At 33.2% G+C, this 15,601-nt stretch carries 16 protein-coding genes; 8 read left to right on the top strand and 8 right to left on the bottom strand.

Annotated features, from left to right (window positions below):
- The 3 genes from J3U13_RS10975 to ubiA all read left to right on the top strand — a co-directional run bounded on the left by J3U13_RS10975 (position 1) and on the right by ubiA (position 2,422).
- Complete coding sequence (locus J3U13_RS10975) at positions 1-840, top strand: dimethyl sulfoxide reductase anchor subunit family protein (RefSeq protein ID WP_267342076.1); 840 nt, start codon at positions 1-3, stop codon at positions 838-840.
- Positions 841-893: 53 nt separating this feature from the next.
- Positions 894-1,463, top strand: coding sequence for a TorD/DmsD family molecular chaperone (locus J3U13_RS10970; protein ID WP_267342075.1), 570 nt, complete (start codon positions 894-896; stop codon positions 1,461-1,463).
- Between the two features lie 128 nt (positions 1,464-1,591).
- Positions 1,592-2,422, top strand: coding sequence for a 4-hydroxybenzoate octaprenyltransferase (gene ubiA, locus J3U13_RS10965; RefSeq protein WP_267342074.1), 831 nt, complete (start codon positions 1,592-1,594; stop codon positions 2,420-2,422).
- A 770-nt stretch (positions 2,423-3,192) separates the two neighbouring features.
- Here the strand turns inward: ubiA and folP are convergent.
- From folP to rlmE, 3 genes are all read right to left on the bottom strand, one after another.
- The gene (gene folP, locus J3U13_RS10960) at positions 3,193-4,029 is read right to left on the bottom strand and encodes a dihydropteroate synthase (RefSeq protein ID WP_267342072.1); all 837 of its coding nucleotides are present in this window, start codon (positions 4,027-4,029) and stop codon (positions 3,193-3,195) included.
- Between the two features lie 104 nt (positions 4,030-4,133).
- Positions 4,134-6,017 (bottom strand): ATP-dependent zinc metalloprotease FtsH, encoded by a 1,884-nt coding sequence (gene ftsH, locus J3U13_RS10955; RefSeq protein WP_416380259.1) that lies wholly within the window; start codon positions 6,015-6,017, stop codon positions 4,134-4,136.
- Between the two features lie 75 nt (positions 6,018-6,092).
- Positions 6,093-6,719: a 23S rRNA (uridine(2552)-2'-O)-methyltransferase RlmE gene (gene rlmE, locus J3U13_RS10950; protein WP_267342071.1), complete on the bottom strand. Its 627-nt coding sequence runs from the start codon at positions 6,717-6,719 to the stop codon at positions 6,093-6,095.
- Positions 6,720-6,817: 98 nt separating this feature from the next.
- Here rlmE and yhbY point away from each other — a divergent pair, with 98 nt between their 5' ends.
- On the top strand, positions 6,818-7,111 hold the full coding sequence (gene yhbY, locus J3U13_RS10945) for a ribosome assembly RNA-binding protein YhbY (RefSeq protein WP_267342069.1): 294 nt from the start codon (positions 6,818-6,820) through the stop codon (positions 7,109-7,111).
- A 40-nt stretch (positions 7,112-7,151) separates the two neighbouring features.
- Here the strand turns inward: yhbY and greA are convergent, their stop codons facing one another.
- Complete coding sequence (greA, locus tag J3U13_RS10940; protein ID WP_065559646.1) at positions 7,152-7,628, bottom strand: transcription elongation factor GreA; 477 nt, start codon at positions 7,626-7,628, stop codon at positions 7,152-7,154.
- Positions 7,629-7,975: 347 nt separating this feature from the next.
- Between greA and J3U13_RS10935 the strand changes: the two genes are divergently transcribed.
- The 3 genes from J3U13_RS10935 (at position 7,976) to hslO (ending at position 10,836) form a co-directional block, all read left to right on the top strand.
- A complete protein-coding gene (locus tag J3U13_RS10935) occupies positions 7,976-9,469 on the top strand; it encodes a hypothetical protein (RefSeq protein WP_267342065.1) in 1,494 nt (497 codons plus the stop codon).
- A 103-nt stretch (positions 9,470-9,572) separates the two neighbouring features.
- On the top strand, positions 9,573-9,971 hold the full coding sequence (gene hslR, locus J3U13_RS10930; RefSeq protein WP_267342064.1) for a ribosome-associated heat shock protein Hsp15: 399 nt from the start codon (positions 9,573-9,575) through the stop codon (positions 9,969-9,971).
- Positions 9,943-10,836: an Hsp33 family molecular chaperone HslO gene (hslO, locus tag J3U13_RS10925; RefSeq protein WP_416380575.1), complete on the top strand. Its 894-nt coding sequence runs from the start codon at positions 9,943-9,945 to the stop codon at positions 10,834-10,836. The genes hslR and hslO overlap by 29 nt, the downstream gene beginning before the upstream one ends.
- 315 nt (positions 10,837-11,151) lie before the next feature.
- Here the strand turns inward: hslO and tsaA are convergent, their stop codons facing one another.
- The 4 genes from tsaA to metN form a co-directional block, all read right to left on the bottom strand.
- The gene (tsaA, locus tag J3U13_RS10920) at positions 11,152-11,868 is read right to left on the bottom strand and encodes a tRNA (N6-threonylcarbamoyladenosine(37)-N6)-methyltransferase TrmO (RefSeq protein ID WP_416380662.1); all 717 of its coding nucleotides are present in this window, start codon (positions 11,866-11,868) and stop codon (positions 11,152-11,154) included.
- Positions 11,869-11,986: 118 nt separating this feature from the next.
- Positions 11,987-12,886, bottom strand: coding sequence for a methionine ABC transporter substrate-binding lipoprotein MetQ (gene metQ, locus J3U13_RS10915; protein ID WP_267342059.1), 900 nt, complete (start codon positions 12,884-12,886; stop codon positions 11,987-11,989).
- A 14-nt stretch (positions 12,887-12,900) separates the two neighbouring features.
- Positions 12,901-13,542 (bottom strand): methionine ABC transporter permease, encoded by a 642-nt coding sequence (locus J3U13_RS10910; RefSeq protein ID WP_416380262.1) that lies wholly within the window; start codon positions 13,540-13,542, stop codon positions 12,901-12,903.
- Positions 13,543-13,654: 112 nt separating this feature from the next.
- Entirely contained in the window at positions 13,655-14,686 is a 1,032-nt protein-coding gene (gene metN / locus J3U13_RS10905; RefSeq protein ID WP_267342057.1) for a methionine ABC transporter ATP-binding protein MetN, read from the bottom strand.
- Positions 14,687-14,802: 116 nt separating this feature from the next.
- On the opposite strand from metN, the gene gmhB reads away from it, so the two are divergent.
- On the top strand, positions 14,803-15,339 hold the full coding sequence (gmhB, locus tag J3U13_RS10900) for a D-glycero-beta-D-manno-heptose 1,7-bisphosphate 7-phosphatase (RefSeq protein WP_267342056.1): 537 nt from the start codon (positions 14,803-14,805) through the stop codon (positions 15,337-15,339).
- Positions 15,340-15,601: the final 262 nt, after the last annotated feature.

The raw sequence follows: 15,601 nt of genomic DNA, 5'->3' as shown, positions 1-15,601 counted from the left end.
ATGCATGAATTACCACTGGTATTTTTTACCATATTTGGGCAACTATCTGCTGGAATGGTGCTTTTAAGCGGTTTAAATTATTTATTGAATCGATCATCCCATAATGTGTTAATTATCGAAAAAATTAATTTAGTAGCCCTAATTTTTATGGCATTAGGTATGTTACTGGCGTCATTCCACTTAGGTAAGCCTTTACGTGCTTTGAATGTGATTTTCGGTATTGGTCGTTCACCAATGAGTAATGAGATTTTTACCTTTGGATTATTATTTGGTGTGACATTGGGTTGGGTAATACTTGCTTACTTTTCTCATCATAATAATTCAAATCGGTGGGAATTGATTAACGCTCTATGCCAGCGCATTAATCAAATTCCACATATTGGCAAAATTCTTGCTGTATTGTTAGTGATCTTAAGTTTAATTTTTGTGTGGACAATTGTGTTAACTTACATGTTGCCGACGGTTAAAACTTGGGGTTCTTACTATACGGTAATTCAAATGTATACCGCAATGTTAGTATTGGGTGGGAGTATGGTTGTCATGTTCGGATTCTATCGAACAGGGAGTATTGCCTTTTTTATTGGTGTTTTGTTAATACTGTTATTAAAGATTCCTTATATTAACTTAATGGTCGAAATCGCGCCTCAATTAGCTTATGATCAGTATCATTGGTTTGCACTACAGTGTGGATTATTGTTGGTAGCTCTAATTTTGGTGGGCTTAAATAGTTGGCGAAACAAAAAAATAACTATGATTTATCTAGTTGGTTTTTTATGCACTTTAGTTGCTGAACTTTGTGAACGCATGGCCTTTTATAATTTATGGACAATACCATTATAATTATCAAAAATATTATCAATTAGCGATAATATCTGAATATGAGAATAAGTAATTTGGATAATCTAACTTTAGTCACATTAGCAAAACTATTGGGTGCATTTTTCTATTATTCCCCCAATAGCGAGACAGTTAGGCCATTGATTGATGGGCTACTGCATATAGATAATTTGGCAAACTGGTCAGATTATAAATTAATTAATGAACAGTGCCAAATATTAGCTAATCAAATACAAACCCCTGATCTTGATTTTCAGTTTTCAGTGTTATTTGAAGGGCAGGGTAATATGCCTGTCCCTCCTTGGGGTTCAGTTTATCTTGATCAAGAAAAATTATTAATGGGAGAATCTCAAGAGCGTTACCGTCAATTTTTACAACAAAATGGTCTAACGCTTAATAGTGGTATGAATGAACCAGAAGATCAATTTGGGTTAATGTTAATGGCTTTCGCTATATTAGTTGAAAAAAAACAATTCGTGGTGGCAAAGCAATTAATGACTGATCATTTATTGCTATGGAGTTCAACTTATTTAAATCATTTAAAACAAAACGAAATTAGTTTATTTTATCAAGCCTTGGCTGTGATTACTGAACAGTATTTACAGATGTTATTAACGAGTATTTAATTAAATCTGTTCTAACCAACTGAAAATTCAATTTTGTGCAAACAGTAATTTTATACATTATACCTAGCGTTGCAGCTTTTAGGATTAACGTTATAATTCTCCAATAATTTATTCGGATAACTTTATTTATGCTAGCTTATTTACAACTGATGCGATTAGATCGTCCAATTGGTACATTGCTGTTATTATGGCCAACTTTTTGGGCTATTTGGCTTGCTACCAATTATCCTCCTATTTATATCATCGTTGTCTTTACTTTAGGTGTGCTGGTCATGCGTTCAGCTGGATGTGTGGTTAATGATTATGCTGATAGGCATTTTGATGGTCATGTTGATCGTACTAAGAATCGTCCATTGGCGCGTGGGGTATTAACTGAAAAAAACGCATTGTGGACGTTATTACTATTATTAGTTGTGGCATTAGGTCTTTTGTTAACTTTAAACAAACTTTCATGGTTGATTGCTTGTTTAGCATTGTTAACGGCGATGGTTTATCCTTTTATGAAACGTTATACCCATTTTCCTCAAGTTATCTTAGGTATTGCCTTTAGTTGGAGTATTCCGATGGTATATGCAGCAACAATTGAAGAATTTCCATTAACGTGTTGGTTACTTTGTATTGCAAATATTTGTTGGACAGTTGCTTATGATACTGAGTATGCCATGGTTGATCGTAATGATGATATAAAAATTGGTATTAAGTCGACGGCAATTTTATTCGGTCGTTATGACAAGTTCATCATTGGAATGCTACAGACAATAATGATTATTAATTTATTGGCTATTGGTAAAATCAACCGGTTCTCTGCTTTTTATTATTTTGGTCTATTTCTGACAATATTACTGTTTATCAATCAACAATGGTTGATTAAAGATCGTGACAGAACAAATTGTTTTAAAGCTTTTATGAATAATAACTATGTTGGTTTGGTCGTGTTTATCGGGATATTTTGCGCGTAAAAATGTATTGGTCATAATGTTGTTATTAATTTTATAATAAAATGAGGAACAAAATAAATAATTTTAATATTATAATAAGTTAAAAGCATTGAGGGTTTCTATCCAACGATTTTTTATATTGTTTGTTCATTTTTTATATTAAATAAGCCATAACGAATTTCAATTCTGTTGCTTTTTGACAAGATTGATTAATGGTATCCATTCATTCAAAAAATATTTACTAATATTCTCATAAAAAAACGTTTACCGGCACTAAATCAAAATCCAATAACACTCATTTTCTTGTTCAATAGATTTTTACTGTATTCTTTTTTTATATCCTATTGTTTTTTTATAATTAGAAAATTAATAAGATTATTTAAAATAAAGCACTTTTCAATCGAACCTAAAAATTTTAACTCATTTATTTTATTTGATATTCTTTATAAACTCTTTTCTACACTTCTTCATATTCTACATTACGTTAAAGATGAATTATCAATGAATTTCTTTGTAAAAAGGAAGGATTTGAAGTGAATGTAGCATTAGTGAGAACAAAATTAGTATGGGCAGTTACCAGTATTGATAGATAGGAAAAAGTAACACGAACTAATCTTACAATATGAGTAAATATCTTATACTAAATAATATTAGCTATTCTAAATTTATTGCTTACTTGATCATCAAAATTATTTTGAAGTAAAAACAATAACTCTAATATATCTAATTTAGAAAAATTTAAAAAAAGATATCAATAGATAATATTATTTATTGTGTATTTGGTTTCAAATTTATCCTTGTTCTACTAATGTTGCTTGCACAATCCTCAGTGCATCAAAGGTCTCTTTAACGTCATGAACACGAATAATTTGTGCTCCTTGCATAGCTGCTATTACAGCACAAGATATACTGCCTATCATGCGTTCTTGAGGGGCCACATTTAATACTTGTCCTATCATTGATTTACGTGACATTCCGACTAATAAAGGTAAACCAAAATGGTGAAAACTGTTTAATTTAGCTAATAATCGATAGTTGTGTTGTAGCGTTTTACCAAAACCAAAACCTGGATCGAGAATGATTTTTTGACGTTCTATTCCAGCTTTCATACAACGATTAATGTGTTGGGTAAAAAATTGGTCCACTTCTTGGTAAATGTCTTGCTGATAATGTGGAGCATTTTGCATAGTTTTAGGATCGCCTTGCATATGCATGATACAAATTGGTAATTGTGTTTTTGCTGCCGCTTCGATAGCACCTGGCTCGGTAAGTGCTCGAATATCATTAATTAAATGAGCTCCAGCTTTTGCCGACTCAGTCATTACTTGTGGTTTAGAAGTATCGACTGATATCCAAATGTCAAAATAATGTGCAATTTTTTCAACCAAAGGTATAACACGATCTAACTCTTCTTCAACCGATACTTCAGCCGCTCCTGGGCGTGTTGATTCGCCACCTACATCAATAAAAGTCGCGCCAGCTTGAATCATATTGTCAACTCGGCGCATAGCATCATCAAGATTATTGTAATTACCCCCATCAGAAAATGAATCAGGCGTCATATTAACAATACCCATTACTTGTGGAAATGAAAGGTCCATTATCTGATTTTTAAATCGAATTTCCATAATTGTGCCTTATTTGATTGAATCTTAATAATCACGTTTTTAATTTATATTTTTTACTATGAAAAACGCGCCGTAGCGCGTTATATTTATACCTTTTGAACAAATTAACTTTCTGATTGAGGCGGTAGTGTGCTACTGCCTTCATTTGGAATTTTGTTAGCTGCTTTTTCATCACTTTCTGTCCAATCATCCGGCGTAGTAATTGGACGGCGGGCAATTAAATCTGCAACCTGTTTTGAGCCAATAGTTTCATATTTCATTAATGCATCTTTCATTGCATGAAGTACATCAATATTATCAGTTAATATTTGACGAGCTCGTTGGTAATTGCGATCGATTATGGCTTTGACCTCTTCATCAATGATTCGAGCTGTTTCATCTGAAATATCTTTAGGACGTCCATAAGCTGAATTTTCATCCATTTCATAAAATAATGGTCCTAAACGCTCAGAAAACCCCCACTGTGTTACCATTGCTCTCGCATATTGAGTTGCAACTTTAATATCATTTGATGCACCTGTTGATACTTTATCTGTACCATAAATTAACTCTTCTGCAAGTCGACCACCATACAGTGTTGCAATATCGCCTTCTAATTTTTCTCGACTCTCACTTACTCGGTCACCTTCAGGTAAAAAGAAAGTCACACCCAAAGCTCGTCCACGAGGAATAATGGTCACTTTATGAATAGGGTCATGATCAGGCATTAAATAGCCAATAATCGCATGCCCAGCTTCGTGATAAGCTGTTGAAACAAGTTGTTCTTGGGTCATGGTTAACGAACGTCTTTCTGTGCCCATATTGATTTTGTCTTTGGCTTCTTCAAATTCATCCATGGTGACAAGACGTTTATTACGTCGGGCAGCAAATAAAGCAGCTTCATTAACTAAATTAGCTAATTCTGCACCTGAATAACCTGGTGTGCCTCGCGCTAATACCGATAAATCCACATCAGGACCTAGTGGAATTTTACGCACATGGACAGCTAAAATTTGTTCGCGACCTTTCATATCAGGTAAACCAATTTGTACTTGTCGATCAAAACGACCAGGACGAAGTAAAGCTGGATCAAGTATATCTACTCGGTTAGTTGCAGCTATAATGATAATTCCACTGTTGGTTTCAAATCCATCCATTTCAACTAACATTTGATTTAATGTTTGTTCTCGTTCATCGTGACCACCCATAGAGCCAGCACCACGTTTACGTCCAACGGCATCAATTTCGTCGATAAAAATAATACAAGGGGCATGTTTACGTGCTTGATCAAATAGATCCCGTACACGGGAAGCGCCAACACCCACAAACATCTCAACAAAGTCAGAACCTGAAATACTAAAGAATGGTACATTGGCTTCGCCAGCTATAGCTTTTGCCAATAAAGTTTTACCCGTACCTGGAGGCCCAACCATTAAAATTCCTTTTGGAATTCGACCACCTAATTTTTGATATTTACCAGGGTCACGTAAGAAATCAACGACCTCAGTGACCTCCTGCTTAGCTTCTTCACTACCAGCAACATCGGCAAATTTGGTTTTGACCTGATCGGGGGTTAACATGCGAGCTTTACTTTTGCCGATCGACATTGGTCCACCTTTACCGCCTCCATTCATTTGGCGCATAACAAAGAACCAAAGACCAATAAATACCACCATTGGAAACCAAGAAATTAATATATTGGCTAATAAACTTGGTCTTTCATCTGGCTGGCCATATACTGCGACTTTATTGAGCACCAAATCATCCATTAATTTATCGTCATAATAAGGAATATAGGTAACATAATTTTCGTTACCGTTGGTTGTAGCAGTAATTTCACGTCCATTGATATGCACTTCTTTGAGCTTTTTGTTGGCAATATCAGAATTAAATTGGGTATAATTAACTTGAGGGAGGCTATTAGATATAGCGCTAAATTGGTTAAATACAGCAATTAGCACTATAGCGATTACTCCCCAAATCAGTAAATTCTTTACCATGTCGTTCAAAAGAAAAACCTCTCATAAAAATAATAGTTACGACCAAAATTAACGAAGTATGGTACTACAAAATTATTCAACTGGCTACTTCATACCCATTGCAACAATATAAACTTCTCGAGATCTTGCTCGAGAGGCTTCAGGTTTACGAATTTTGACTGTTTTAAACATCGATCGGACTTGTTTTAAGTACTCTTCAAATCCTTCACCTTGAAACACTTTTACAATGAAATTACCATTAGGTGCAAGCACATCTCTACACATATCAAGTGCAAGTTCGACTAAGTACATTGCTCTAGGTATATCAACTGCCGGTTGCCCACTCATATTTGGTGCCATATCAGACATAACAACTTGAACTTTTTCTTCGCCAACTCGTTCTAATAGCGCTTTCAATACAAGTTCATCTCTAAAATCACCCTGTAAAAAATCCACGCCAACGATTGGATCCATAGGTAGCAGATCACATGCAATAATGCGACCTTTATTACCAATCAGTGAGGCAACATATTGTGACCAACCACCAGGTGCTGCACCTAAATCAACTACGGTAATACCTGGTTTGAATAATTTATCACTTTTTTGAATTTCTTCTAGTTTGAACCATGCTCTTGAGCGCAGTCCTTTTTTTTGTGCTTGTTGCACAAATCGGTCATTAAAATGTTCATTGAGCCAACGCGTTGAACTTGCTGAGCGTTTTTTGTTACTCACAGATAATAAATCCTTAGTATAAGATGATTACTTCAATTGATTACTCATATATATAAGGGTAAAATAATAAAATTACAACTTAATGTGATAAAAAATTAATGAATTTATCGAATAAACAAAAACAGTATTTAAAAAGTGAAGCTCATCACCTTAAACCTATTGTGATGATTGGTGCTAATGGATTTACCGAGGGCGTTTTAGCAGAAATTGAAAATGCCCTGAATTTTCATGAATTAATCAAAATTAAAATATCCGCGGAAGATCGTGAAACTAAAAAGCTAATTTGTGATGCAATTATTCGCGAAACTAATGCGTTACCAGTGCAACAAGTAGGTTCTATCTTTACCATTTTTAGACCAAGTGATGAGAAGAAAATCTCATTACCTAAATAGAAATTATAACAGGGCGTATAAGCCCTGTTCATTTTTTTATTTAAATATATTCAACTTTCACAATATCAAATTCAACATCACCACCTGGTGTTTTTATTTGTACTGTATCACCATCTTCTTTACCTATTAAGCCTCTTGCTATTGGAGAGTTAACTGAAATAAGATTTTGTCTATAGTCCGCTTCATCATCACCAACGATACGATAGGTAGTTTCTTCATCAGTATCTACGTTGATTACTGTAACTGTTGCGCCGAAAATTATTCGTCCAGTATTTTTCACTTTAGTAATATCGATAATTTGGGCTTGTGATAATTTACCTTCGATTTCTTGAATACGCCCTTCGCAAAAACCCTGTTGTTCTCTTGCTGCGTGATATTCGGCATTTTCTTTTAAATCCCCGTGCGCTCTGGCTTCGGCAATGGCTGCTGTAATTTGCGGCCGTTTAACATTTTTCAGCTCTTCCAATTCCGCACGTAATAATTCTGCTCCCTTTACCGTCATTGGGATTTGTTTCATCTCTGTTTCTCCCGTTTTACTTATTAATAAATATAAATAACGATCCTATCATTGTATTAAAGCAGGAAAGTTATTTATTTTATTTGTTATTTTAAATACACCTATTTTTATATATTAACTTTAAAACTGATACAATCACAAATCATTTGTATCGAAATCAGATGCTATTTTGGTTAAAATGGGGTATCGTAATGTAATTATTAAATAATTTATTTTAGTGATTTAGTCTATTTATGCGGCGATTAAAACTTTTTATAATTATTTTTTTGACTATTGTTTGTTTTTTGGTTTTTTTGCCTTATTTTTTGCTACAGACATCATTTGGCGCAAAAATAGTTAGCCAACAATTGTCAAAATTAAGCTCTTATACTATATCAATTGATAATATGCATCACTCATTTGCAAATTTATATGAATTATCATTTGATAATGTCATTATTAAAGATGAAAAACAGGAACTAGTTAGAATTCCTAAATTAGTTATTGGGTTGGATAAAAATCACCTTTGGCAATTTAATCATTTTAAGTATATTACTGTTATAAATGGTGAAATTAATCATAATCAAGATATTAAATATGATAATTTTACAGCAGATACGTTAAAATTAGTTGATTCTATTGTTAATACTTCCTTTAATAATGGGCAAATAAATTTATCTTTACAGCAGTTAAATGGTGGTATCAAACCATTTAGTTCATCCGGTGATATAAAATATCAGTTTGATTTAACCTCACAACACGTTTTACTTAATCAACTACCAATGAATAAAGTCCTTATTCAAGGATTTCATCGCGATAATATTACCTCTATTACTAACTTAGGTGGGAATTTTGATAAAGGTTTTTTTGTGAGTAAATTAAAAATATTATCAGATAATAGTTTGGATATTGAACAATTGAAAGTAAGCAATATTCATTTCCAAACAACGGATGATAATTATTTTGATAAATATCTTTCTGTCTTACCAAAATTAACGATTCGTCAGTTGTCAATTTTTGAAAGCAGTATCCAGTTGCCTTTTTTAATTATTGATAAAGGTAATTTTGAAACAGCTAACCTACGGTATGATGATCGATGGCACATTGAGGGCGGTTCTATTATTTTTAATGCTGATAGTGTTGTCTGGAATAATAATACGTTTTCCTCGGTATTACTTCAATTGGCTTTAAATGATCAGCAAGTTGATATCCCAAAAGCAATGGCAACTTGGAATAATGGTAATGTCAATTTTTCTGGTGTATGGAAGAATAACTCATTACATTTGAGTAAATTATTATTTTCGGGTGTTGATTATCAAATAACCGAAAAGTTAGAACATTTTTCATTGCCAGACGTCTTTAGTCAAGTTGTAATCGATGATTTAACCGTGTTACCAAGCATGTTAATTAATACTAATCCAACTTATCCATTTACATTAATAAATTTCGAGGCTTCTGGCTCTGATGTCATTTTAGTAAAAGATAAAAAATTAGGTTTATATTTTGGAACATTATTTTTAAAAGCTGAAAAAGGTACGATTAATCAGATCGATGTTAACTACCCTGATCTAGTGGTAAAATTTGATTCACAGTATAATACTTTATGGAATTTTAGTTCATTAGTGAGTGGTGGAATGGTTGAGGCTGTTGCCAAAGTTAATCCATCGCAAACCGAATTCTTATCATTACACCTCTCAGCATATGGTGTAAGCAGTTTACTTCTTGATGAGTGGAAATTAGTTCAGGAACCTCCTAGCGCGTTCAATTATCGTGCTGATTTACATGGTGATATTTCACCATTTGGTTTATCCGGTACATTTTTAACAAATGGCAATGAGTTTATTGTTAGTCCACAACATTGATTTTAAAAAAAGCAATCTTATATAATTTATAACAAGCCAATTTGATTGGTTGTATATGTTTATTATCAAACTGGCTTTGATAGTAAAACTAGATGAGGTGGTGATGGAGCGAGTAAGACTCGATAAATGGTTATGGGCTGCAAGGTTTTATAAGACCCGTTCTCTAGCCAGAGAAATGATTGATGGTGGTAAAGTTCACTATAATGGTCAACGCGCTAAACCAAGTAAAATTGTTGAAGTTGGGGCGATGTTAACACTTCGTCAGGGCTCCGAACAAAAAACAATTCAAATTTTGGCTATCAGTAGTCAAAGAAGAACTGCCACTGAAGCTCAATTTCTTTATCGAGAAACGATCGATAGTATTGCTAAACGCGATCAACTGGCACAAGCTCGTAAACTAAATGCATTAACTATGCCGCATCCTAATAGAAAGCCGGATAAAAAAGAGCGGCGAAATTTGCTTAAATTTAAATATGATAGACAAAAAGGTGACAACAACTAATATGGATACTTTAAATCGATTTTTATTTGATAATCATCCTATTCGCGGTGAAATTACCCGTCTTGAACAGACATACCAAGCTATTTTAGATGATCATAATTATCCAATAGCTGTACAAAAGTTACTAGGGGAATTATTAGTTGCAACCAGTTTATTAACTGCCACTTTAAAATTTGAAGGTGATATTGCTGTACAATTACAGGGTGATGGGCCATTAAGTTTAGCTGTAGTTAATGGTAATAATCAGCAAGAGTTACGTGGTGTTGCTAGAATCAATAGTAGCATTGGTGATGATGCTTCGCTTAAAGATATGGTAGGTAATGGCTATATAGTTATCACAATTACACCAAAACATGGTGAGCGTTATCAAGGTATAGTTGGTTTAGAAAATGATTCATTATTAGGCTGTATCGAAAACTATTTTATGCAGTCAGAACAGTTACCAACTAGACTGTTTATTAAAACGGGTCTATTTAAAGGTAAGCGAATAGCAGCAGGAATTTTATTGCAAGTTTTACCTAGCAATGAAAATACAACGGATTCATTTGAGCATCTTAGTGCTTTAACTGAAACGATTACTAGCGATGAATTATTCGAGTTATCAACTGAAGAAATTTTATATCGTCTTTACAACCAAGAAGAAGTCAGACTTTTTGAAACTCACAATATTACTTTTAAATGTGGGTGCTCTCGTCAACGTTGTGAAGATAGTTTAATGACGTTACCTGCTAATGAAATTGATGAAATTCTAAATGAAGAGGACGGAAAGATCGATATTCATTGTGATTATTGCGGAAAGCACTATCTCTTTGATGCGATTGATGTTGCTCAAATGAGAAATAAACAACATTCTCAATACCATTAATCTTTTATTAAAAGAACCACTAAAATTTAAGGAATTTTAGTGGTTAAGGGAAATATAGGGAAATTAAACCCGTATTTAATGTATCAAAGTTATTTAAATATACCAGTCTTTTTTAGTCGTTTCCGATGATATTTTTGTAAACAATCTTTACAAAACAATTTTTAGTTAAATCTATTAAAACGTATCACTAGCCTAAAAATTTTTTACAAACGTTAATGTATTATTAGGATGATTTATTGGATCTGTCGTCAATCATCGATAAATGATAAAAGTTAAGAATTGGTTCTTTATCATTAACGAGTAACACATTTTTACCTATTTCTTATTATCCATAATAATATCTTCAACAATTGCATGTTGATTACTGATTTTACATTTTATATTGAATTGGTAAAGTCTCAGCCCATATTCTTGTTGCTCAATATTATTTTGTTTGTAAGCAGGTCTTGGATCTTGAGAGATAACCTGCGTGATTAATTCTTTAAGGTGTGGATAAGTTGATAGGTATGAAGTTAGAATCAATTGTGCTTGTGGTGAAAATTCCACTGTAATTTTTTTCTCAGGTTCTGATTGAGCATAACCTGCAACAGCCCAAGGATAACTATCACAATAGGGTAAATAAGGTTTAATATCGATAATTGGTGTTCCATCAACTAAATCAATACTGCCTAATTTCAAAATAATCTGCTTATTTTTGAAAACAATATCTTTTAATTCGACAGCTGAAAGTCCAATATGATTAGGGCGAAAAGGTGATCGGGTAGCAAACACTCCTAATGTTTTATTACCGCCTAAACGCGGCGGACGTACAGCTAAACGCAATTTTTCTGGTTCAATATGATGAAATTGAAATAATAGCCATAAATGTGAAAATTGTTCTAATCCTTTAACACTAACAGGATTATTATAAGGTGATAATAGATGAAGTTCACCTTGACCTGCGGTAACTAAATTTGGCTGTCGAGGAACAGCAAATTTTTCGCTGTAGGGAGAATGAATAATACCGATCGGTTTGATTTGATATGTCATTATTTAAGATTTTATTTATTGATAGCCAATTTTAAATAGTCTTATTGGTTCTTTCAGTAGTATTATTCCGCTGATTTATGGGTCAGCGGAATAATGTTTATAGTTAATAATTCATCGATCATTACCAACCACGAATTGCACCACCATTGAAAATTTGCTCAGCTTTTTGTGCTACAATATCAGTTTGATAGGCTTTAACAAAGTTTTTGATGTTTTCATTATCTTTGTCAGCTTCTCGAGCTACAATAATATTAACATATGGTGATTCTTTATCCTCTACAAATATGCCATCTTTGCTTGGTGTTAAATTTGCTTGTCCTGCAAAAGCATTATTGATAATAGCAAGATCAACTTGAGCATCATCTAATGAACGCGGTAGCATTGGTGCTTCAAGTTCAACAATCTTGTAGTTATAAGGATTACTTGTAATATCAAGAACAGTAGGTAGTAAACCTTTCGTTTTATCAACGGTAATCATACCTTCATGCTGTAATAAGAGTAATGCTCGACCTAAATTAGTTGGATCATTTGGAATGGTAATCGTTGAATTAGCGGCAATAAAGAAAGTTTCACCGCGAGGTGATGTTATTTTTACACCTTCTCCTGTTTCTGTTGTATTATCAATTGGTTTTAATTTATGAGAATAGCTAGCAATAGGGTAAACAAATGAGTTACCGACAACGGCTAGTTTATAGCCGCGTTCTTTTATTTGTTCATCTAAATAAGGCTTATGTTGAAAAGCATTAATATCAATTAAGCCATCATTTAATGCTTGATTTGGTGTGACATAATCATTAAAAATAACCAGTTCAACATCTAGATTATAAAGATCTTTGGCTTGTTGCTTAACCACTTCTGCGACTTCTTGTTCAGGACCAGAAATAACGCCTACTTTAATCATGCTAACTTTAGCCGGTTCTTCTGATTTATTATCTGAAACTGTTGATTGCTTATTATCACAACCAGTTAAAAAAAATGAACTTATCAATACGGTAATGAATGCTAGTTTTTTAATAGACATGAATTCCTCCAAAATTAGTGATGCGTAACGCGTCTGACAATCCTATTGCCAATAAATTGTATAATAAAAACAATAACAATTAATATAATTAAAACCGTATTCATTATAGCAGGCTTATAGCCGTTGTAACCATATTGAATTGCAAGTTGACCTAAACCACCAGCACCAACAGCTCCAGCCATAGCAATATATCCGGTAAGAGTAATTAATGTAATTGTCATGCTATTGACTATTACCGGTAATGATTCAGGTAATAGAACTTTATATATAATTTGTAATGGTGTTGCACCCATTGAACGAGCAGCCTCAATTAGTCCTTTAGGTACATCCAATAATGCATTTTCAATCATACGTGCAATTAATGGAGAAACCCCAATACTTAATGGAACAACTGCTGCTTGCTTACCTATAAAAGTTCCCATTAAAAATGTGGTAAATGGAATAATCCAAACGATTAATATAATAAAAGGTATGGAACGGAACACGTTAGTAATGAATGAAAGCGTACTATTAGCTGCATAACAATCTAAAATTTGTCCTTTACGGGTGGTGTAAAGTAATATACCAATAGGTAAACCTATCACTGTTCCCCATAAACCTGACAGAATAACCATATATAATGTTTCATCAGTTGCTTGTGCCATTTTGAATAACATAGCTTCATTAAATCCATTAAATGAAGAACAAAATGCCACAAAATTTGCCCAAAAGTCGTGTCCTGCAAAATATCGAAATAATGACTCAAAAGGTTTAAATGAAGGAATAAAATCAAACATAACCAAGCACCTCTACTTTAGTGTTATTTTTTTCTAAAAACTGAATTGCTGATGCTGTGCTTTTGGGTTTTCCTCTTAGTTCAGCCAACATTAAACCAAATTTAACACCTCCTGCATAATCCATTTGTGCACTAATAATGTTGCTATCAATATCAAACTCTTTAGCAATTTGAGATAATAAAGGTAAGTCTACTGAAACTCCAGTAAACTCAAAACTCACTAAAGGATTAAGTCCTTCTTTATATTCAGGCGATAGCCTTGCTAAATAATCTTCAGGAATATTAAGATGTAAAGTTGATTGAATAAATTGACGTGCAATATCCGTTTTTGCATGTGAAAACATTTCTCCAACCGATGATTGCTCAATCAATTCCCCATTACTAATAACGGCAACTTGATCACAAATTTGTTTAACAACATCCATCTCATGGGTAATTAATAAAATGGTTAAACCTAGTTTTTGATTGATATCTTTTAATAATGCCAAAATAGAGCGCGTTGTTTCAGGGTCAAGCGCACTGGTTGCTTCGTCACACAATAATACTTTGGGATCACTAGCTAAAGCTCTTGCTATCGCAACACGTTGCTTTTGACCACCCGATAAATTTGCAGGATAGGCATGAGATTTTTCGGTTAATCCAACTAAATCAATAAGTTCATTGACTTTTTGTTTAATAACGGCTTTAGGTGTTTTATCTAGCTCAAGTGGAAATGCAATATTATCAAACACTGTGCGTGAAGACAGTAAATTAAAATGCTGAAAAATCATGCTGATTTTTCGACGTACTTCAATAAGCTTACGATTTGATAAATGAGTGATCTCTTGATTATCAAAAAATATTTTACCACTAGTGGGTTTTTCTAAAAGATTAACGCAGCGAATAAGTGTACTCTTTCCTGCACCAGACTTACCAATAACACCATAAATTTTGCCTTTGGGTACATGAATTGTAATGTCCTTTAATGCATGAATTGGCGTCTTATTATGTTCAAATGTTTTCGAAATATGTTGTAGTTGTATCATAATATATAAAGACAATGTGTAAATAGGTGAATATTAAGACGTCTAGACATCTAAGTCAATCAATAATATGCGATATAAATTCGCTGAATATCTAAGCAAAAGGGAAAAAAGTAAATATGAAACCAGCTATTTTTTTAGATCGGGATGGTACCATTAATATCGATTACAATTATGTACATACAATTGATAAATTTCATTTTATTGATGGTGTCATTGAAGCAATGCAAGAACTCAAAAAAATGGGCTTTTTATTGATTATTACAACTAATCAATCAGGGATTGCAAGAAATAAATTCACAGAAGAACAATTCAATGTTTTGACTGAATGGATGGATTGGTCATTACAAGATCGAGGTGTTGATTTAGATGGTATCTATTACTGCCCACATGATCCTTTAATCGATACATGTGAATGTCGAAAGCCGAGTCCTGGTATGATTCAAACCGCAGCTAAAGAGCTAAATATAGATATTGCTAATTCATATATGGTTGGTGATAAAATTTCTGACTTATTATCAGGTAAACGTGCAGGTGTTAAAAAAGCAGTGTTAGTAAAAACTGGCGACATAATCACAGATGAAGCATTATCCCAAGCTGACTGGGTCATTGACAGCTTAGCGGATTTACCAAGTAAGATAAAAATCGAGACTTAATTGGTGATTATTAAATGCAGTATTTAATATAAATACTGCATACTTTATACTTAAATTTAATTATTCGTGATTCTTTTCTTGTTAGGCAATATAGTTTAATCAAGTAAATTAAAACAGCATCCGATATAAAATGACTGGTTTTAGTATGCTTCGAGTACGTTTAGAGCAAAAAAAGCACAAACAGAAAAAAAATAGCAATAAACACTTGCAGTAAAATTTAAAGTGCCTATAATGCGCATCCACTGACACGGCGTCATCGACA

Source organism: Gilliamella sp. B2887, from assembly GCF_026537015.1.
Taxonomy (GTDB): Bacteria; Pseudomonadota; Gammaproteobacteria; order Enterobacterales; family Orbaceae; genus Gilliamella.
The sequence above is the reverse complement of the archived record's forward strand: the minus strand, read 5'-3'. Positions and strand labels throughout refer to the sequence as shown.

Coding starts and splice junctions, on each gene's coding strand:
- J3U13_RS10975 (WP_267342076.1), top strand. CDS start 1: ATGCATGAATTACCACTGGTATTTTTTACCATATTTGGGCAACTATCT.
- ubiA (WP_267342074.1), top strand. CDS start 1,592: ATGCTAGCTTATTTACAACTGATGCGATTAGATCGTCCAATTGGTACA.
- folP (WP_267342072.1), bottom strand. CDS start 4,029: ATGGAAATTCGATTTAAAAATCAGATAATGGACCTTTCATTTCCACAA.
- yhbY (WP_267342069.1), top strand. CDS start 6,818: ATGAATTTATCGAATAAACAAAAACAGTATTTAAAAAGTGAAGCTCAT.
- greA (WP_065559646.1), bottom strand. CDS start 7,628: ATGAAACAAATCCCAATGACGGTAAAGGGAGCAGAATTATTACGTGCG.
- hslR (WP_267342064.1), top strand. CDS start 9,573: ATGGAGCGAGTAAGACTCGATAAATGGTTATGGGCTGCAAGGTTTTAT.
- hslO (WP_416380575.1), top strand. CDS start 9,943: ATGATAGACAAAAAGGTGACAACAACTAATATGGATACTTTAAATCGA.
- metQ (WP_267342059.1), bottom strand. CDS start 12,886: ATGTCTATTAAAAAACTAGCATTCATTACCGTATTGATAAGTTCATTT.
- J3U13_RS10910 (WP_416380262.1), bottom strand. CDS start 13,542: ATGTTATTCAAAATGGCACAAGCAACTGATGAAACATTATATATGGTT.
- metN (WP_267342057.1), bottom strand. CDS start 14,686: ATGATACAACTACAACATATTTCGAAAACATTTGAACATAATAAGACG.
- gmhB (WP_267342056.1), top strand. CDS start 14,803: ATGAAACCAGCTATTTTTTTAGATCGGGATGGTACCATTAATATCGAT.